Genomic DNA, 19903 nt, shown 5'->3' with positions numbered 1-19903 from the left:
GGCACGGGATGCTGGTGAGGAAACCATGACGCGCGTAACACGCAATTTTTGGGTCAGTATAATGCTGATCCTGTCTGATTTTATTGGATTTACCCTGGCGATTTATATTGCCAGGGGAATTTTACAACTGACCCTGAGTCATTTTCCGCAACGTATTCCTGACGGCCCTACCGAAGGCTGGATTAACCTGCACTGGGGATTGGCAGTATGCTGTATTGGCTGGTTTGCCTTTCGGTTACGTCATTACTTTTACCGCAAGACGTTCTGGTTTGAGCTAAAAGAGATATTACGCACACTGATTATCTTCGCAGTATTTGAAATTGCTATTGTCGCTTTCGCTAAGTGGTATTTCTCCCGTTATCTCTGGGTACTGACCTGGATACTGATCCTGATCATGGTGCCGGCATTACGGATGCTGACTAAAAAACTGCTAAACAAAGCAGGACTTTGGCAGCGGGATACCATCATTATCGGCAGCGGAAAAAATGCGATCGATGCCTGGCAGGCAATCAGCAGTGAAGCCAATATGGGGCTGCGGGTTATCGCTTTTATAAATAGCGACTCTGCCATGACTGATAAGAATGAATTACAGGGAATACCGCTGCTGCACCATAAAAGTGACTGGCTGGGCAAAGAGGTAGATAAACGGATGCAGTTTATCGTAGCCGTAGAGAACCACCAGAGCAAGTTACGCAATACCTGGTTACGAGAGCTGATGATTAAAGGCTACCGCTATGTTTCGGTGATCCCGACACTGCGGGGTATGCCGCTGGACAGTACGGATATGTCTTTTATCTTTAGCCACGAAGTAATGATCTTCCGTGTACATCAGAACCTGGCAAAATGGTCATCTCGTTTTGTTAAACGTGCTTTTGATATTAGTGCATCGCTGGCGATTATTGTACTGTTATCCCCGGTACTGCTTTATATCCGTAGTAAAGTAAAAAAAGATGGCGGCCCGGCAATTTATGGTCATGAGCGTATCGGTAAACACGGCAAGCCGTTCAAATGCCTGAAGTTCCGTTCGATGGCAGTGAACTCGAAAGAACTGCTGGAACAACTGCTGGCCACTGACCCTGAGGCGAAAGCAGAGTGGGACGCGACCTTTAAACTGAAAAATGACCCTCGCATTACCCGTATCGGCGATATATTGCGTCGTACCAGTATGGATGAACTACCACAACTGTTTAATGTACTCAAGGGTGAGATGAGTCTGGTCGGGCCAAGACCGATTATTCAGGCGGAACTGGAACGCTATCACGATCAGGTCGATTATTATCTGATGAGCAAACCCGGTATGACAGGGTTGTGGCAGGTAAGCGGCCGCAGCGATGTCGATTATGAAACCCGGGTCTATTTTGATGCATGGTATGTGAAAAACTGGTCTATGTGGAACGATATTGTTATTTTATTTAAGACGGTTGGAGTTGTACTTCATCGAGATGGAGCTTACTGATAAATGAAAAGCTATAAGTTGAGCATAATAGTCCCTGTTTTCAACGTTGAAAATTATATCGAAGACTGTCTGGAGTCGATTGTTCATCAGAATGGAGATTTCGAAATAATAATTGTTGATGATGGTAGTGAAGATAAATCAATTGAAATTGCATCAAGATACACTACTCAATTCAATAACATATCTCTGCTTCACAAGGAAAATGGAGGGCTTTCTAGTGCTCGTAATTTTGGAATGAATTATGCAAAAGGGGATTATATATCATTTTTAGATTCAGATGATATTCTCAGATCTGATTATATATATTCCTTGATGAAAGTAATTGGCAAAAGCAATCCAGATATGATTGTTTTTGATTATGCGAAGGGTAAAAACAATGAAGAAATAAAGAAGAATTTCCATAGTCACTTACCCGTAAATCAGAGCAACAATAGTATTGCTGTAGAGAATTTCTCTTGGCTTAGGGTGGTTAAGAAAAGTTTTTATAATAACATTCGGTTCCCAGAAGGTTATTTGTATGAGGACGTTTTTGTTACAACTCTTTTGAATGCTGCAGTCAACGATGTGATTGTAATTCCCGAAAAAATTTATGGCTATCGGAAAAGAGAAGGTTCAATTACAACTGGATCAGCAATAAAGCAATTTTCTCTTGTAGATACATTAATCATACTTGAGCATGAAGTGGAAAGTAGAACGCTCCCAAATGAAGTTTTTGCCTTAGCAATTACCAATGTCTCGAAATCTATTTTAATAAATTATTTTAGATTAACAAAAAAAGAGAGAAGAGCTGTAAGTCCTAGACTGAGTGATTTGTATAGGAAATTAAAATTTCAATATGCTTTTAACTCTAAGGCTAAATGTTTTGATAGGTTAATTGCATTTTTTTTGAAGTTCAGAATCATCAATCCTTTTACATCGTTTTTTTTACAACCCATATTCAAATTTTTAGACAAAGGCTGGGCAGTCCATGAGAAAAAATGAAGTGCTAATTATAATGCCTTGTTTCAATGCTGAAAGGTTTGTAGGGGATGCAATTAAATCTATATTGAATCAGTCCTATAAAGACTGGAAGTTGATAATAATCGATGATTGTTCAACTGATGGAACTTTGAACAAAATATTTGAAATAAAAGACTCCAGGATCGAATTTATTATAAATGAAAGAAATGAAGGTGTTGCGTTAACTAGAAATAAAGGCTTAGCCCAAGCAAGAAGTGGCGATTTCGTGTTTTTTATCGATTCGGATGATATCTGGGAGAATGAAAAATTAGAATTACAAGTTAAGCGTCTGAATGGGGGAGATAAAGTGGTTGTGTCCGAATATATTTATACTGGGAATAATGAAAATATAATTAAAACAGACCTAGATGTTCTGGATATGAAAGGGTTTATTAATAAAAAGTATAGAGTCTGTTTCTCAAGTATTGGTTTTGTTTATAATGATAAGTTTAGATTTACCAAAGTTGGGCATGAAGATTTTGTGTTTATTATTCAGATTCTGAATGAATATAAGTATATTAATATAATTCATAAGGCGCTGGTTAATATGGTTAAGGTCGATGGTTCGTTATCTTCTAATAAGAGGGTGGCAGCAAAGTGGCACTGGAAGAATCTTAGAAATATTCATAAGGGGAATGTTATGGCATCATTATTTTCCATGCTAATGTATATATATAGGGGTTTTTTGTTTTCATTGAAAAATAAATAATTGGTGATTAAATGATAAGCGAAAGCAAAAAATTCAAGTTAAGTGTTTTATTTTTTTCCTTTTATTTTATTTATTCTTTTAAAACCGTGCTATTATCTACATCCATTCAGGATGATAGCATCGATATACTAAAGAATTTTTTTAACATATTAAGTATAATATTATCCATTGTTAGTTTGATATACATAGGCAATAAAGAAAGAATAGTTATTTCCCTTATTGGTGCCTTCTTAGTAATTAATTACGCACTATACCATACAGTTGCCTTATATTCATACTTCATTCTCTTTTGTATGGTTTCACTTACAAAGAAAATAGAATTTAGAACAATATTAAAGATTATTTTATCATCAAATATATTAATAATTATATTGATGATGCCGTTTATTGCGTTTAGTCATACTTTTTATCGGATGGATGATAGGTTTGGAGAAAGACTTACATTAGGTTTTGGCAATGCAAACGTAATGGCACAGTTCTTGATCATGATGTTTAGCATGGCTGTTCTCTTCATATTTAATAATACAAAAGGGAAATCGATTAAAAATTTATACTTAATTATTTCATTTGCGTTGATATCCATAGTCGTTTATGAGTCTGGCTCACGTACTGGACTAGCCATGATTACTTTATCTTTTCTTGGCTTCTTATGGGCTTTAAATACCAAACAGAGGAATGTTTCCAAAAAGTTCAAGAAAATATATTGTTTGGGTGTGATTCTTATCATTTTGTTTCAACTATATACAGTAACTCATTTTAATGAAAACGCTATATTGATCACCCTAAATCAAGCATTAGCTGGTAGGGTTTTTTATAGTTATAATTTATTTTCTGCCATGGGGGTGATGCCATTTTTACATGGCCTGAATATTGATGCGTTCATGCCTGTAGATTTTTACTTTATCCAATATTTTTATTCATTAGGACTATTCTTGGGATTGGCTTTTATATACCTATATTACAGGGAGTTCAATAATGGTGAGTATTCAAAGCCAGCAGCTATTGTGTTGCTCACTTGCTTAATTGCGACTGCTACTGAATCTTATTTCATGATACCTTTATATAACCTAAGCCTTTTCATGGTTTTTTATAAAAAAATTAGTTAGGTACCCCAAATGTATATGTTCTCGGTAGTTATCCCTGCATTTAATGCAAGTTCCGAAATAAAGAATACACTTGATAGTGTTTTTAATCAAAAGTTTACCAATTATGAAGTGGTAATAGTTGATGATTGTTCTGATGATTCTGAAGAGTTAAAGTTAGTAATCGAACACTATCAAAGCAAATATGATAATTTAAAATGCTTTTACTCAAAAGTTAAATTGAATGGTTCTGGGGCTAGAAATAAAGGGGTTGAGATTTCATCTGGGAAATATATAGCATTACTGGATGCAGATGACACATGGCATGAGGATAAGTTACTAAGGTATAATGAAGAAATTTGCAGGTTGGATAAAAAAGATATAATCTTCTACTCTAAATTAAATGTAATGCAAGATGGGTGTAAGATAAAAGAAATGCCCGTTAGGCCTTATGTAGTCAGTAAAGAAACAATAGCATCTTATCTTTTTGGTGTGGCTGGTTTTATACAAACATCTACTATAGTAGTACATAGAGATACATATTTAAAAGTAAAATTTAATGAGGGTTTCATAAGGCATCAAGATTATGATTTTTGCATAAGAGCCGATCAGATAGGATTATATTTCCACTTCATTCCTGAGTTACTAAGTAATTATAATATTAGGGGAAGAAGTACTGCAAAAAACAAAGGGGAATCAGTAAAGTTTTCATCTTGGTGGTTGTTACAGATGAAGCCATATTTAAATAAAAAGGATGTAAGGGTATATAAAGCATTCAAACTCACACATAAATTAAAATCTGACGGGAATGGAATTATGTCGATAATTAATTTTGGTTTGTTTTTTATGGGGTCGTCATCTTTAGCAAAGAAAGATTTCTTTATATATATACTTAGGAGGATTAAGAATGGCTAGAATTAAAGTTGCTACTGCTAGGGTTAATTATCCTGAGTTAAGATGTATATGTAACGAAGAGTTCTTCGATTTAATTAATATGGAAAATTATGATTATTATAAGTATAAAAATAAAATTCTGAGATTATTTGGTAGTAAAGATGAAGGATATATATTCCGTGACCTTTTATCCTCATTGCATAAACAGATTGATTTTTACGTTACCTTTAACTACATTCCAATCACAAAAAAAACTGGGGGGTGGTGTTCGAAACTACAATACCAAGGATGGATAGTATTGCGGATATTCACAGGCTTCAAGATGGTGAAGTAGATTATTCAAAAAGAAAAGATGTTTATAAATATCTAAGTTTATTATCTAAAGATAATTGTAAGTTCATCAATACACTTTCTAAATCGGCATTTGATATACAAAATAAAATGCTTTCGTCTTATCCAGAATTCTCAGATGCAATAAAGAATAAAATAAGGATAAAGCATCCTCCACAGAGGATTAATTTGTTTGATAAGAAAATTAATAATAGTGAAACTCTTAACTTTATTTTTGTAGGCAATGACTTTTATAGAAAGGGGGGCGCTGAGGTTATTCTAGCCTTTGATTCTTTAATCTCTGATGGTGTTATTTCCCCGAGAAATATTAATTTGAATATTGTTGGAGATATTAACAAAAAAACAAATTATGTGTTAGGTGGCTTTCAGGATAATGATGATTTTTTCGAAGGGATTGAGAAGATAATTATAGAAAATGATTATATAAATCATTACAGTAGATTAAAAAATGAAGATTTAATGTTACTTGTATCTCATCAGGATGTCGGGCTTTTGCCAACATGGGGTGACACATACGGTTATTCCGTTCTTGAAATGCAATCCTGGTTAGTTCCTGTTATAAGCACTTCCGTTCGGGCCTTGCCTGAAATAAATTTGCCAAGTAATATTATAGACATTCCGACTAATAGCTTTGGTGAAATAGTAATAGTTAGCGAGAGCCATAAATTTCAAGTTAGAGAATCTATTGTTGAGCAACTAAAGAAAAAGATAATGAGTTGTTATAATGATCGAACTTCTATAATTATTTCAGGGAAAATTTCAGTTTTAAATCTCAAAAATAAACATGACCCAGAAGTTTACTTTCAAACTCTAAAGAATGATATAGAATCCAACATGTAATTTATGGAGGAAATAATGAAATCGTGCATTGCTTTAATTATTCTTTTTTTACCTCTCTTTACATACGGGGAGGGTGTTTCGTCCTGTTTGAATGATGGGGAAAATAACATTAATCCTTCAAGTGTTAATGCGCATGGAGGTGGGGTTATATCTAGTAAGGGGATGTATTATTGGTTTGGTGAAGTGAAAGGTAAGGGGATGGATGGCAATAAAGTCCAGCAAGGTGTTTCATTATACGAGTCTTCAGATTTATGTAATTGGAAATATAAAGGTGTAGCATATTCTTCAAATCAGAATGATAATGTGATTTATCTTGAACGACCTAAAGTTATATATAACAAAAGAAATGATGAATATATAATGTGGTTTCATATAGATTATCGTAAAGGGTTTAATAATGAAAGTTATGCAAGGCTAGGTGTTGCTGAGTCAAAAAATATAGAAGGCCCATACAAATTTATAACCAGTTACCGTCCTAATAAAGATACTAAGCCTGTAAACTTTCAAAAAAACGATTTTAATGATATATATTTTAAATCAGGTTACGAATCTGGTTTCGACTCAAGAGATTTTACTTTATTTAAAGATGATGATGGCAAGGCTTATGTTATTTATAACTCGGAGATGAATAATACATTACACGTTGCTTTACTTGATGATACGTATACCAGAGTTACAAATGAATATAGCAGGGTCCTTATAAATGGACGGAATGAGGCTCCAGTAATTTTTAAAATAGACAAAACTTACTTTATGATAACATCAGGCCTCACAGGTTGGAAAGCTAATCAAGCTAGGTTATTTGAATCTGATAATATATTTGGCCCATGGATAAGGAAAAACAATCCGATCAAGGGGACGCCTGAAGATATAGCTACTACTTTCAATTCTCAATCAGCATTTTCTATCGAAGATAAGCTAGGGAACTTATTTATTTTTGGAGATAGATGGTCGCCCCACAATCCGATTGAAAGTAAATATGTTGTTTCCGAAATAAAATATAATAATGGTAATCTTTCTATGGAAAGGATAGGTAATGACTAAGGATATTAAGCGTTCAGTGGTTTTTTTTATAAAAAAAAGTTATTTTTTTTTGCGTTTTTTAATTTCCTGTTTTACAGGAAGAAAAATTCCAATGATTAATCCTAAGGATCTTTACTCGCCAGAGTATTGTCTGGATATACGTAACGAAGAATGCGATAATAAAGCTGGTGAGTTACCTAAGATAATTTGGATGTATTGGGATGATCCTTTTTTAGATGAGTATCTTAATAAATTAGTTGTCAATATTTCTGAATTAAATCCAACTTATAGTGTTAAATTACTAAATAAAAAAAACTTCAATGCTTACCTCCCTTATTTGAAGTTTAATGATAGTGTAAATTTATCATCGGCTCATAAAAGTGATGTTATTAGGTTGTGCCTTTTACGTGATTATGGTGGGGTTTGGATAGATATTAGTACCATCTTCTTTGAAGACCTATCTTGGGTGGAAAATTCATTCAAAAGATATGATTACGACGTTGTTGGTTTTTTTAGAAAGGTTTCAACTTGTGATTTTAATAAACCAATAATTGAAAATTGGTTTTTAGCTTCTCGTCCTGGTAATAAATTTATTAAACACTGGCTCAGTGAGTTCTATCCTATTATATCTCTTGGTTCTGATTCATATTATAAAAAATTAAAAGAGCGTGGGGATTTTAGTGAAATAAAGCAGTTGGTTGATAACCCTGGTTACTTACTGTCTTACCTGGCTGCTCAAATTGTGATGAATCAACATCCAGATAGATTTTCTTTCTTTCTCAGATGTTGTGAAGAGAATGCTTTTTTTTATCAGCGATTAGTTTCCTGGAAGCCTCATTTAGTTACATATCTATTAGCTAGAGTTGAGTCTCTTGGTGTGAAGCCAGAAATAATAAAACTCACTAAAAGTGACAGGCTTCTTTTTAAATGGGTATCATGCGCTAGGCTTATTAAAAAAAGAAGCATTCTGTTTTTTTTGAAATGATAGTTTTCAATTAACTTTCTAAATTATTGGTTTTTTATTTTTATCTCTCAACCCTTAAGGTTTACAATTGAAAACGTTAATAGTAGTTATCTTATATAATAAATTATTCTGTCAGTCAAAAACGCTTATTTCCTTATGTCATATTTCTCTTCCAGGTTCATCTTTGTTAGTGGTTAATAATGGTCCAGAGTTGTTGGATGAGGATGATGAGTTTTTAGATAAATTAACCGGCTATGATTGTGTTGATTTTATAAATTCTAATAGCAATAGGCCATTGAGTCATATTTATAACGAAGTGCTCGAAAAGCAGTCTGGATTTGAACGTTATATCCTTCTCGATGACGATACGTCTATTTCTAAAGAATATTTTTCACATCCTGAAATTGGGTTAAAAGATTTGTACTTGGTTGTCCCACGAATAATTGATATTAAAACCGGACTCAATTCATACCCACAGATAAATAGGGTGGTTTACACTGGAGTTGATGGTTTTCTTCCTTTAGATAAAGACGTTCTTTCTATTGGCTCTGGCCTTATTATATACAGAAAATTAATTGATTTATTCTCACGAAAAAAAATTGAACTTTTTGATTCCAATTTTGCATTGTATGGAGTTGATATGAGTATTTTTCGGAAAATAAATCGATTAAACAAAATCTCCCAATGTGTTCCTGTATATGTTCATCATTTTTTAGTGCATGAGATGTCGTCTACCAGTGGTCAGGTTTCTGAATGGCGTAAGCTTGAGCGTTTATACGATGAGGTATTGTCATGCTTGTACTATTCAAAGACTCCTTTCCATATGATGTATAATATGTCAAGGTTGTTTTTAAAAGAGTTCGTCAGGTTGCGATTCTCTAATTTAGTTAATATTACAAAGGCTATAATCAACGGCAGGCATCCCCGTTGTTAATTTAAATGTGAGATATTCTATGGTATATTTATTTTGATTTTTTATAATTTTTTAATATGAGATATCATAGCTGAATATATTTTTTTACGTCACGGATTATTTTTTAGGTGAATTAAATGAAACTATTAATTACCGGCGGTGCAGGGTTTATTGGTTCCGCGGTTGTGCGTAATATTATCGGCAATACCCTTGATGAAGTGATTGTCGTCGATAGCCTGACTTATGCCGGTAACCTGGAGTCACTGGCAACCATTTCGGATAGCCAGCGTTATCATTTCGAACAGGTAGATATCTGCGATCGTAATGCTCTGGATGCGCTATTTAGTAAATATCAGCCAGACGCGGTGATGCATCTGGCAGCTGAAAGCCATGTTGACCGTTCCATTGATGGCCCTGCGGCGTTTATCGAAACGAATGTAGTCGGTACCTATACCCTGCTGGAAGCGGCGCGTCAGTATTGGAATACACTGGAGACTGAAGCGAAACAGACCTTCCGCTTCCACCATATTTCGACTGATGAGGTATACGGTGATCTGGAGGGGACCGATGATCTCTTTACTGAAACCACCCCTTATGCGCCGAGTAGTCCGTATTCTGCTTCTAAAGCCTCCAGTGATCATCTGGTTCGTGCCTGGTTACGAACCTATGGCTTACCGACCATTGTGACCAATTGCTCGAATAACTACGGGCCTTACCACTTCCCTGAAAAACTGATCCCGCTGATCATTCTGAATGCATTAGCAGGTAAACCTCTGCCGGTTTACGGTAATGGTAGCCAGATCCGTGACTGGCTGTATGTCGAAGACCATGCTCGAGCACTGTATAAAGTAGTGACCGAGGGTGAAGTGGGCGAAACTTATAACATCGGTGGTCATAACGAGCGACAGAATATCGATGTAGTAAAAACTATCTGCCAGTTACTGGAAGAATTAGTCCCGAACAAACCTACTGGAGTTGAGCACTACACCGATCTTATTACCTATGTTAAAGACCGCCCGGGACATGATCTGCGTTATGCCATTGATGCATCGAAAATTGAGCGTGAACTTGGCTGGACTCCGGCTGAGACTTTCGAATCCGGTATTCGTAAAACGGTTGAATGGTATCTGAACAACGAAACCTGGTGGCAGCGTGTTCTTGATGGTTCTTATGCCGGCGAACGTCTTGGCTCAATTTGATTAAAGGAAGAATGAATGAAAGGTATCGTTTTAGCAGGTGGGTCCGGGACCCGTTTATATCCTATTACGCAGGGCACGTCAAAACAGCTAATGCCTATCTATGATAAGCCGATGGTGTTCTACCCTATATCGGTGCTGATGCTGGCAGGTATTCGCGAAATTCTGATCATTTCCACACCCGAGGATATGCCTGGCTTCAAACGTCTGCTGGGTGACGGAAGCCAGTTCGGTGTTTGCTTCTCCTACGCCATTCAGCCAAGTCCGGATGGACTGGCTCAGGCATTCCTGATTGGCGAAGAGTTTATTAACGGCGATAGCTGTGCGCTGGTATTAGGCGACAATATTTATTTTGGTGAGAGCTTTGGCCGCAAGCTGGAAAATGTAGTACAACGCAGCGAAGGTGCTACGGTATTCGGTTATCAGGTTCTGGACCCGGAGCGTTTCGGGGTTGTGGAATTTGACGAAAATAACCGCGCGATTTCTCTTGAAGAGAAACCGGCTCAGCCTAAATCTAACTGGGCAGTCACTGGTTTATATTTCTACGATAAAGATGTGGTGGATATGGCTAAACAGGTAAAACCTTCTGAGCGAGGTGAACTTGAAATCACAACGCTTAATGAAATGTATCTGGAAAAAAATGCGTTGCATGTAGAAAAACTGGGTCGTGGGTTTGCCTGGCTGGATACCGGGACTCATGACAGTCTTCTGGAAGCCTCTCAGTTTATTCATACCATTGAGAAACGTCAGGGTTATAAAGTCGCCTGCCTGGAAGAGATTGCCTATAAAAAAGGCTGGTTAAGCAAAGAGCAGGTACAGGCTCAGGCAAAACTACTGGTGAAAACCGGTTACGGACAGTATTTACAGCGCATGATCGACGGGGAATAAAATGAAGGTAATCGATACTAAAATTGCAGACGTAAAAATCATCCAGCCAAGAGTTTTTGGTGATGAGCGCGGCTTTTTCCTGGAGACGTTTGAAAAAAAACGCTATCAGGAAATGCTGGGTATCGACTTTGATTTTGTACAGGATAACCATTCCCGCTCCTCTAAAGGTGTTTTAAGGGGACTGCATTTCCAGACAAAACATGCCCAGGGGAAACTGGTTCGTGTAGTGCGCGGCGAAGTCTTTGATGTTGCCGTCGATATCCGTAAAGATTCACCGACCTATGGCCAATGGGAAGGGGTGATTCTATCTGAAGAGAATAAAACCCAGTTCTGGATCCCGCCGGGACTGGCACATGGGTTTGTGGTGCTTTCTGATGTTGCTGATTTCGAATATAAGTGTACCGATTACTATACCCCTGGTTTCGAGGGCTGTCTGGCCTGGAATGATCCGGAAGTTGGGATTGAATGGCCTATAGATTTTGAACCTATACTTTCAGATAAAGATAAGTGTGGATTTGATTTTAAAAGTATTTAATTCCTGATACCTGCTAAGACTATAATGGTGGTTGTTTTTTAAATAGCCATTAACTCTGGAACTGGATTGGTGCTGATTATGAGTAATATAAAGAACCTTCTTTATATGTCAAGTGTGCAAATGGCTAACTATATATTCCCTTTAGTTACCATTCCAATAGTATCTCGTGCTTTTGGTCCTCAGAATATAGGTTTAATTAATTATGTAGCTGCTATAGTTGGTTATTTTTCTCTTTTTGTTAACTATAGCTTCAATTATACTGGTGTTAGATGGTTGACACGTAACCCCAAAGATAAAGATAAGCTTTTTTGGGGGGTTTTTTCTATTCAGTTTTTTATATTTCTCTTGTGTACAATTGTTTTTTATTTTTGTGTTTTGTTTTTTAATGGGTTAAGAGATTATTCTTGGATATGTTGGGTTTCTTATTTTTCATGTCTGGCATCATTGTTTACTCAAAATTGGTTTCTTCAGGCTTATAGCGATTTCAAAATAATTGCTGCAATTTCTTTTCTTACTAAGCTTGTTTCTTTTTTGCTCATAATATTCCTGGTTAAGGATGCATCTGATTTAATTTTGTACGTTATGATTGTGAATGTCGTTTCATTCCTTACATCTTTAATCGTTTTTTTATATGCTATAAAAAGATATAAGATTAGATTTATACTTCCAGATATAAATTTAATTAAGGGACTTACTTTTGATGGTGGGTATTTATTTTTATCATCAGTAGTTACAAATATTTACACCACTACAGGAATTGTAATGCTAGGTGCTTTATCAACCAAAGTTGATGTCGGATTTTATACGTCGGCTCAGAAACTAATGGATGTATCCAAATCAATAATTCTAATGCCTATTTCTCAGATAATATTCCCTATTCTTTCAAAGAAGTTTGGGGATGGTAAGGACTTCGGTATCTATTCAGTAAGGAAAATACTACCTCTTTTTATAATAATAAGCCTTGCTTTTTTATTTTTTATAAATTCCTTTAATCACTATATAGTTCTCATTCTATTTGGGGAAAAGTTCCTCCCCATCACACCATTGGTTTCTATATTGTCAATCGGTGTTTTTGCAGTGTTCTTCGGTGTTTTTATCGGGGGGCAAGTTATGCTTAATCTAGGTATGGATAGAGCCTTTCTGAAAATACAAGTATATATAGCTGTATTTAGTCTGATTCTTAACTTTTTCTTCATAAGAATGGGGGGGGGGGTTGTTACCGCTATGGTTTGGACTATTTCAGAAATAGTTATATCCTTATATCAAATAATTTATTTGAAAAGAAAGGGTGTTGATTTGTTCACTTGGGATATATTAACAATTAAATCCATTAAAGAGTCTGTAAATTATGTTCTTAAGAGAAAGTATTAATTCTGTTAAGCAGTTTATAAATCATATAGCTAGTAGGATTAAGATTCTTTTTATTATCTATTCAAATGATGCAAAAGTAATAAGTCCAAAGTTCCTGGAGTTTAATAATGACGCCGTTCGCCCTGCTTATAGTTACCCTAAAGTTATATGGCTATATTGGCATTCAATAGATGAAGTGCCAACTATAGTTAATTTATGCGTCGAAAGAATACGATCATACTGTCCTGAGTTCGAAGTGAATTTCTTAAATGAGAGCACTGTTAAGGATTTTATTACCGTCCCTGATATTTCCGAAGAATTGCCAATTGCAATAAAAGCTGACTATATACGTCTAAAGTTACTAGATACATATGGTGGTATATGGATGGATTCTTCTATTCTTCTTAATGATAATATAGAATGGATTTTTGAGAGGATTAATAATCATGATGCCTTTGTGTTTTTTTCTGATGAATGCACTGAGGATATAAATTTTCCAATTACAGAAAATTGGTTCATTGTTGCTCCTTTAGGGAGTCTTTTTATTAGGGCGTGGTTGAGAGAGTTTTCCCTGTGCATATTTAGCAATAGCCCAACAGAGTTTTACAATGATATAAAGTATAATAAAAGTTTTGTGCAAAAACTGACCAGGCCGGATTATTTGTTGTGTTATATATCAGCTATAAAAGTTCTACGTGAAAATTATTTTAAGGTGCTTTATGCATCTTCATCTAGTGTTGGGCACTACTTCAATTATAAATATAAATTTAATGGTCTTTATGTAGCAACTGTGCTTACCAAAAAGAATGAAAGTGATATTCCTAAGTTAAAGTTGATTAAACTTACCTCGCAAGTTAGGAATGTTGTTGAGAACACACTGAGTTCAGGTAAAATTAAAAAAGGTAGTTACATATATAATGTTATCAAAAGTAATCATTCAGGTACTCAATGAAAATCCTTCTAACCGGCGCTAACGGCCAACTGGGCCGTTGTTTCCAGGATGTAGTGTCCAAAGATGATAAAGTACTGGCTCTGGGTTCTCAGGAACTCGATATCAGTAACAGGCAAGCCGTTCTCGACGCTGTGGCAGCATTTCAACCGGATGTTATCATTAATGCTGCAGCTTATACTGCCGTTGATAAGGCCGAAACTGAAGCCGTACGTGCCGCTGCGGTAAACACCCGCGGGCCTGAAAACCTGGCTTTAGCCGCTAAAGCAGTTGATGCCCGTTTTGTACATGTCTCTACTGATTATGTTTTTGATGGTTCCGGTAACGCGCCTTATCAGGAAACGGATGCCGTTAACCCGTTAGGGGTTTACGGGCAAACTAAACTTGCCGGTGAGTTACTGGTGCGCAGCATTCTTCCTGAAGCGATTATTGTGCGTACGGCCTGGGTGTTTAGTGAATACGGCAATAACTTTGTTAAGACGATGCTGCGTCTCGCCAAAGATCGTCCTGAGCTGGGTGTGGTGGCAGATCAGTACGGCTGCCCGACCTATGCGGGTGATATCGCCACCGCAATCCTGCGCTTACTGACGGGTAATGCTCCGGCTGGTATTTATCATTATTGCGGCGATAAGAGCGTTTCCTGGGCGGAGTTTGCTCAGGCTATTTTCGCCGAAGGTGAAAATAGCGGATTTCTGAAAGCACAACCGAAAGTTAATTTTATCACTACCGCTCAGTACCCGACTCCGGCACAACGCCCGGCTTACTCAGTACTATCGACTGAGAAAGTCTCTGGCTATTCGCCCGCTTCAGACTGGCAGGCGGCTTTAGCTAAGATTATCCCTCAGTTGTAATCCCCGCTCCGTGCTTCCTGCACGGAGCCTCTTTTCCCCCAGGATATTTCCTGCCTCAAATTCAGTGCCTCATATTGTCTGCCTTCTGCCTCCTGCTTCTCTTTTTCCGGTCTCATATTCCTTATCTGCTGTAATCCTCTGATTTACTGATATAAGCTGTGATCCTCTTCATAAAGCAAATCGTTTTACTTTGTCTCAACTCCTGCCGCCCGGCATACTGCCTCTGACGTTGCCCCGGCTCCGATCCTCCCTGTGCCATAAACTCTTCCGCGGGAAAGCATGCGGGGTTATACCTTCATTTACTGCTATCTGGAGTTGTTATGACATGGACGTATCAGGTGAGAACCCGCAGGTTTTATCATGACGGTATTTATCGGTTTTCTGCTTTGTATGCCGGAGCGCCGGGTTATAAGGATGATCCACAATATCAATGCGTTGTTAACAAAGGGCCTCTCCCTGCGGGAAAATACCGGATTACCGCACCGGTTAACTCTTCAACGACAGGTTATTATTCTCTGCCGCTGATACCGGATGCCGCTAACAGCATGTGTGGCCGCAGTGCATTTATGATCCACGGTGATAGCCGGAGGGACCCCGGTACAGCATCTCAGGGATGTATTGTTATGCGTCCCGGGGATCGCAGAGCTATCTGGCTGAGTCATGACCATGAGTTAATCGTTCTATGAAAATCTATCCTTTGATTCTTGCTTTGTTTATTGGTAACGCCTGCGCAGACAGCACACCTTGTGCTGTACCGGGGGCTGCACCGGAAATTATGCTGAAAGACCAAATCGAAAAAGACACAGGATTGGTCACCCGAAAATTTCCTGTACCAGTGGTGGAGGTGTTATCTGCCGTCCCGGCAGGGGATTTACTGGCGGGCCAGTTAGCGGATGCGTCTTATGCGGCAGCCAGTAAGCTCCCGGGGGGAAGCATTCTTACCCGTGATGATTATTTCCGCATCTTTACAGAGGCGCATCCCGTGCTGGAGACGGTTCGTTATACCTACCATTTTCCGGATAACAAAACGAATATTTATATTGCAGCTTCGCTGATTAATGATAATGAATGCTCGGTGGGATCGGCAGGGTATATCACTCAGCAAAGAGAATTCTGATTTAGCGATAAAATTATTCCGGCATAGTGCACAGGTGAGGTTTGTATTTTTTATGCGGAAGCATCTTCCGCATTTTTAGTTTTAGTTTTTAGGGTGAGATATTTCCCTTTCTTAATGTCAATTCAGTTTAATTCTTACACTCTGTCCGAATTCATCTCTTTTCATTACTCTTTTACAACCATTCCCTCCCTGCGTTTATTCACCTCCGGATATACGGCCTCTGCCGTGAGTCTCCAACAGCATCTCACTTAGCATATATACACCTTCCGATAGAAAATATCCCTATCCGTTCCTGTTAAATAATAATTGTGACTCCGGTCGTTATTTTAAAATAATACACTTTTCACTAGCCGATTTTCCCGTGATTCTTACACCGGTTACTTTTACTCAGGAGAGTGATTATGACATGGACGTACATTATAACTAACAAAAACTTTCTTCGTGATGGGGTTTACCAGTTCAGTGCCCGTTATGCCGGTGCTCCCGGTTATAAAGATCAGGCCCGCTATCAATGTCTTAAAAATAAGGGGCCATTACCCTCGGGGACATACCGCATTGGTTCTCCTTATCTTTCTTCTGGTACAGGGCCATCCACACTGCCGTTGCTGCCGGAACCCGATAATAACATGTGTGGACGGGAGGCATTCCTGATCCATGGAGATAGTCTGACTTCCCCGGGCTCAGCTTCTAAAGGATGTATAGTGATCGCACGTTCTTACAGAGAGCGGATATGGCAAAGCAGGGATCGCTGGCTGGTTGTGAAATGAAACGCTTTGTCGGGTTATTAATATTGTTTCCGGGAGGGGGAGCTCAGGCCAGCAATCCCTGCGTGGTTTCCGGGTCTTCGGTTGAAATTGGCATGACTTCTCAGTTAACAGAGGACACGGGCCTGAGTCAGAAATTTTTGGGTGCAGCGCAAATGGAACAATTAAGTTCTGTACCCGTCGGTCATTTTCTGGCGATGCAATATGCTGTCGCCGATCATAACAGTGACATACAAAGACCCGGTGTCACCACTCTCAGCATCGATCGTTATTATGATATTTACTTCAGTCAGCAGGCAGTGAATCTGACAGTAAAATATACTTATACTTCAGTGGCAGGTAAGAAGAATATTTATATCGGGACTTCTATTGTGAATAGTGAAGAGTGCTCCATCCGTTTTAATGGCTATATTACGGTTCAGCGTGAATTTTGATTCTTTCAGTCTGGCCACAGCAGCCTGACTTTTAAAAAAGACGCCAGTCCCTGTAATGTTAAGTCATTGCTGATATTAAAAATATTATCGTGAGGTGAGTTATGACATGGATGTACATCGTTTCTGAAAGGAAATTTTACCTTAATGACGTATATCAGTTTGATGCAATGTATGCGGGTGCCCCCGGGTTTAAAAATATGCCTGCATTCCAGTGTATAAAAAACAAAGGGCCGTTACCTGCAGGGATTTATACCATTAATCCTCCGCGATACTCTCCACTCACCGGACCTTACAGTCTTCCGCTGACCCCACATAAAGACAATGCGATGTGCGGCAGAGCGGGGTTTGTGATCCATGGTGATAGCCAAAAGTTTCCCGGCACGGCCTCAAGGGGTTGTATTGTTGCAGATTTCGGCTACCGCCGGACGATATGGAATAGTGGCGATCATCGGCTGGTCATCAAATGAAAATTATCCGCGGTATATTTTTACTTTTTCTGCTTCCCGGCTCAGCGATTGCTGCCAACCCTTGTGTGGTGCCAGGGTCGGCGGTGGAACTTGAGATGACCCGGAAAATGCTGGAAGATACGGGGCTCACTGCGGCTGTATCGGGCTTGCCTGTCATGGAGCAACTGGCAGAAACGCCTGTCAGCCGGCCACTGGCATTGCAATACGCAGCAGCTTCCCGCACGAGGGATCAGTTGCGATTGGGAGATATCGTGTTAACACTGGACGATTATTTCAGCACTTTTTATGATTATCACGCGGTTAACCTGGTTGTGAAATACACTTATCTTTCACCGGACAGTAAAAAAAATATTTTTATCGGGTCTTCCCTGGTTAACGAAGAAGAGTGCTCCATCCGTTTTAACGGCTATATCACGGTGCAGCGTGAGTTCTGAGGTTCTGCAACAGTTACCAATGAGCTATTGAATACTGAAACACTTTCTGAGCTGCCGTTATCGTTATCGCGGCGGCAGCCCTGTGTAAATATCCTGGCCGTTTCTTGCCGTACGGCCATTTCCGTCAAACTCTGATCTCTGTCACTATTATTAATTTTATTTAAATGACTTTTGGTTTTTGTGATTCGATTATCGTTTTATTATTGATTGTTCGTTATGTCTCTTTTTATGGTTCTTTTTCCGATATTACCGAAAATTTAATTTGCGCCGGATCTCAATTTTAATATCTTTCGCCAGAAAGAGCGGTTTTTTCGGGAATGACCAGGTTACGTTCTGTTGCTGATAATTTCAGAAACAGAGATCAGCCCATGTGGAAACTTATCAACCCGATACAGCATTATGACTGGGGCAGTAAAACAGCCCTCACTGATTTATATGGCATCAGTAACCCGCAACATCAGCCAATGGCTGAACTCTGGATGGGGGCTCACCCGGCGGCCAGTTCCGGGGTGATCATTGACGGCCGGCAGCAAAGCCTGCAGGCGCTTATTACGTCCGACAGCTGCGGGATGCTTGGACCGCAGATTTCAGCACGCTTCGGTCGCCTGCCTTATCTCTTTAAAGTCCTCTGTGCTGAGAGCGCACTCTCTGTTCAGGTACATCCGGATAAGCGTTCGGCCGAACTGGGATTTGCCCGTGAAAATCAGGCCGGTATCCCGCAAGGCTCCCCGCAACGTAATTATAAAGACGATAATCATAAGCCGGAACTGCTGTATGCGCTGACCCCGTTTCTGGCGATGAACGGTTTTCGTGAGCTCAGTGAAATCACGGAATTATTCAGTCCTCTTACCGCTGTCCACCCGCAGATTGCCGCTTTTGTCCGGCAACCGGATCGGGCTTCCCTGCAACAGCTCTTTACCCGGCTGTTACGTTTGCAGGGTGAAGAGAAACGTCAGGCACTGCAGCAGCTGGATGAGTGCTGTCAGCGGCAACAGGGGCCAGCCCGGGACGCGGTACAAACACTCCGTCAGCATTATCCCGATGACGCGGGGCGTTTTATGCCTCTGCTGTTAAATGTGGTCACGCTGGCGCCGGGGGAGGCAATGTTTCTGCATGCCCGTACGCCGCATGCTTACCTTTCCGGTTGCGGACTAGAAATTATGGCTAACTCCGACAACGTATTACGGGCTGGTCTTACCGCTAAGCACATGGATATCGATGAATTAGTCGCCTCGGTGAATTTCAACAGTCGTCCGGTCTGTTCTTTACTGACTCCGCCAGAGTTGCTGCCCGGAGAGCAGGCTTTCCCGGTGCCGGTCAGTGATTTCTGTTTTTCTGTAGCAGAATTAACTGCATCACCCCGTCCGGTTCGCTGGCAGGGGCCGAGGATATTTTTCTGCCTGCAGGGGGAAGCCTGCTGTTCATCGGCAGGGCAAACTCTGAGCTTAGCTCCCGGGGGATCATTATATATTCCGGCATCAGAGCATGATGTTTTACTCAGCGGGCAGGGAAAGATTGCGGTGGCTTATACCTCAACCACTCAGCCTTAGGCGGTAAAAATGTACGCAGGAAAAATGGCTCAGGATGATTCAATATATTTAATAAATTAATGAATCATCCTGATAAAAATAATTTAACGAAAATCACAATGCTACATAACTAAAACACTTATTCTGTAAATTACTGT

The 19903-nt window shown here is 39.0% G+C and carries 22 protein-coding genes; all 22 read left to right on the top strand.

The window, feature by feature from the left end; translation table 11 throughout:
• Window positions 1-25: 25 nt before the first annotated feature.
• Window positions 26-1456: an undecaprenyl-phosphate galactose phosphotransferase WbaP gene (gene wbaP / locus GTPT_RS15635; RefSeq protein WP_029991373.1), complete on the top strand. Its 1431-nt coding sequence runs from the start codon at window positions 26-28 to the stop codon at window positions 1454-1456.
• Window positions 1457-1459: 3 nt separating this feature from the next.
• Entirely contained in the window at window positions 1460-2437 is a 978-nt protein-coding gene (locus GTPT_RS15630) for a glycosyltransferase family 2 protein (protein ID WP_051845744.1), read from the top strand.
• The gene (locus GTPT_RS15625; protein WP_038011778.1) at window positions 2424-3164 is read left to right on the top strand and encodes a glycosyltransferase family 2 protein; all 741 of its coding nucleotides are present in this window, start codon (window positions 2424-2426) and stop codon (window positions 3162-3164) included. The genes GTPT_RS15630 and GTPT_RS15625 overlap by 14 nt, the downstream gene beginning before the upstream one ends.
• 374 nt (window positions 3165-3538) lie before the next feature.
• The gene (locus GTPT_RS15620; RefSeq protein ID WP_156097543.1) at window positions 3539-4270 is read left to right on the top strand and encodes a hypothetical protein; all 732 of its coding nucleotides are present in this window, start codon (window positions 3539-3541) and stop codon (window positions 4268-4270) included.
• Between the two features lie 9 nt (window positions 4271-4279).
• Window positions 4280-5161 (top strand): glycosyltransferase family 2 protein, encoded by an 882-nt coding sequence (locus tag GTPT_RS15615; RefSeq protein WP_029991701.1) that lies wholly within the window; start codon window positions 4280-4282, stop codon window positions 5159-5161.
• A 243-nt stretch (window positions 5162-5404) separates the two neighbouring features.
• Window positions 5405-6331, top strand: coding sequence for a glycosyltransferase (locus GTPT_RS15605; RefSeq protein ID WP_156097542.1), 927 nt, complete (start codon window positions 5405-5407; stop codon window positions 6329-6331).
• 15 nt (window positions 6332-6346) lie between these two features.
• Window positions 6347-7375, top strand: a complete 1029-nt coding sequence (locus GTPT_RS15600) for a glycoside hydrolase family 43 protein (RefSeq protein WP_051170954.1) — start codon at window positions 6347-6349, stop codon at window positions 7373-7375.
• On the top strand, window positions 7368-8339 hold the full coding sequence (locus tag GTPT_RS16810) for a glycosyltransferase family 32 protein (RefSeq protein ID WP_051845741.1): 972 nt from the start codon (window positions 7368-7370) through the stop codon (window positions 8337-8339). Before GTPT_RS15600 ends, GTPT_RS16810 begins: the two co-directional genes overlap by 8 nt.
• Before the next feature lie 67 nt (window positions 8340-8406).
• Window positions 8407-9252, top strand: a complete 846-nt coding sequence (locus GTPT_RS15590) for a glycosyltransferase family protein (RefSeq protein WP_156022704.1) — start codon at window positions 8407-8409, stop codon at window positions 9250-9252.
• 116 nt (window positions 9253-9368) lie between these two features.
• Complete coding sequence (gene rffG / locus GTPT_RS15585; RefSeq protein ID WP_029991523.1) at window positions 9369-10430, top strand: dTDP-glucose 4,6-dehydratase; 1062 nt, start codon at window positions 9369-9371, stop codon at window positions 10428-10430.
• Window positions 10431-10445: 15 nt separating this feature from the next.
• A complete protein-coding gene (rfbA, locus tag GTPT_RS15580; protein WP_029991522.1) occupies window positions 10446-11315 on the top strand; it encodes a glucose-1-phosphate thymidylyltransferase RfbA in 870 nt (289 codons plus the stop codon).
• Between the two features lies 1 nt (window position 11316).
• Entirely contained in the window at window positions 11317-11850 is a 534-nt protein-coding gene (rfbC, locus tag GTPT_RS15575) for a dTDP-4-dehydrorhamnose 3,5-epimerase (protein ID WP_029991521.1), read from the top strand.
• A 78-nt stretch (window positions 11851-11928) separates the two neighbouring features.
• Entirely contained in the window at window positions 11929-13221 is a 1293-nt protein-coding gene (locus tag GTPT_RS15570) for a flippase (protein WP_156097541.1), read from the top strand.
• Window positions 13199-14152: a glycosyltransferase family 32 protein gene (locus GTPT_RS15565; protein WP_051170712.1), complete on the top strand. Its 954-nt coding sequence runs from the start codon at window positions 13199-13201 to the stop codon at window positions 14150-14152. Before GTPT_RS15570 ends, GTPT_RS15565 begins: the two co-directional genes overlap by 23 nt.
• Window positions 14149-15000 carry a dTDP-4-dehydrorhamnose reductase gene (gene rfbD, locus GTPT_RS15560; protein WP_029989820.1) on the top strand — a complete coding sequence of 284 codons (852 nt, stop codon included), beginning with the start codon at window positions 14149-14151 and terminating at the stop codon, window positions 14998-15000. Before GTPT_RS15565 ends, rfbD begins: the two co-directional genes overlap by 4 nt.
• 320 nt (window positions 15001-15320) lie before the next feature.
• Window positions 15321-15686: a tlde1 domain-containing protein gene (locus GTPT_RS15555; protein WP_025902684.1), complete on the top strand. Its 366-nt coding sequence runs from the start codon at window positions 15321-15323 to the stop codon at window positions 15684-15686.
• On the top strand, window positions 15683-16117 hold the full coding sequence (locus tag GTPT_RS16805; RefSeq protein ID WP_025902683.1) for a hypothetical protein: 435 nt from the start codon (window positions 15683-15685) through the stop codon (window positions 16115-16117). The genes GTPT_RS15555 and GTPT_RS16805 overlap by 4 nt, the downstream gene beginning before the upstream one ends.
• A 401-nt stretch (window positions 16118-16518) precedes the next feature.
• Complete coding sequence (locus GTPT_RS15545) at window positions 16519-16884, top strand: tlde1 domain-containing protein (RefSeq protein WP_029989825.1); 366 nt, start codon at window positions 16519-16521, stop codon at window positions 16882-16884.
• Window positions 16848-17315, top strand: a complete 468-nt coding sequence (locus GTPT_RS16800; RefSeq protein WP_156022678.1) for a hypothetical protein — start codon at window positions 16848-16850, stop codon at window positions 17313-17315. Before GTPT_RS15545 ends, GTPT_RS16800 begins: the two co-directional genes overlap by 37 nt.
• Before the next feature lie 101 nt (window positions 17316-17416).
• Entirely contained in the window at window positions 17417-17782 is a 366-nt protein-coding gene (locus tag GTPT_RS15535) for a tlde1 domain-containing protein (RefSeq protein ID WP_029989829.1), read from the top strand.
• The gene (locus GTPT_RS16795) at window positions 17779-18216 is read left to right on the top strand and encodes a hypothetical protein (protein WP_051170714.1); all 438 of its coding nucleotides are present in this window, start codon (window positions 17779-17781) and stop codon (window positions 18214-18216) included. Before GTPT_RS15535 ends, GTPT_RS16795 begins: the two co-directional genes overlap by 4 nt.
• Window positions 18217-18584: 368 nt before the next feature.
• Window positions 18585-19766, top strand: coding sequence for a mannose-6-phosphate isomerase, class I (gene manA / locus GTPT_RS15525; protein WP_029989832.1), 1182 nt, complete (start codon window positions 18585-18587; stop codon window positions 19764-19766).
• The last annotated feature ends 137 nt before the right edge of the window (window positions 19767-19903 follow it).

The sequence above is a fragment of the Tatumella ptyseos ATCC 33301 genome (genome assembly GCF_000735525.1).
In the GTDB taxonomy this organism is placed as follows: Bacteria; Pseudomonadota; Gammaproteobacteria; order Enterobacterales; family Enterobacteriaceae; genus Tatumella; species Tatumella ptyseos.
The sequence above is the reverse complement of the archived record's forward strand: the minus strand, read 5'-3'. Positions and strand labels throughout refer to the sequence as shown.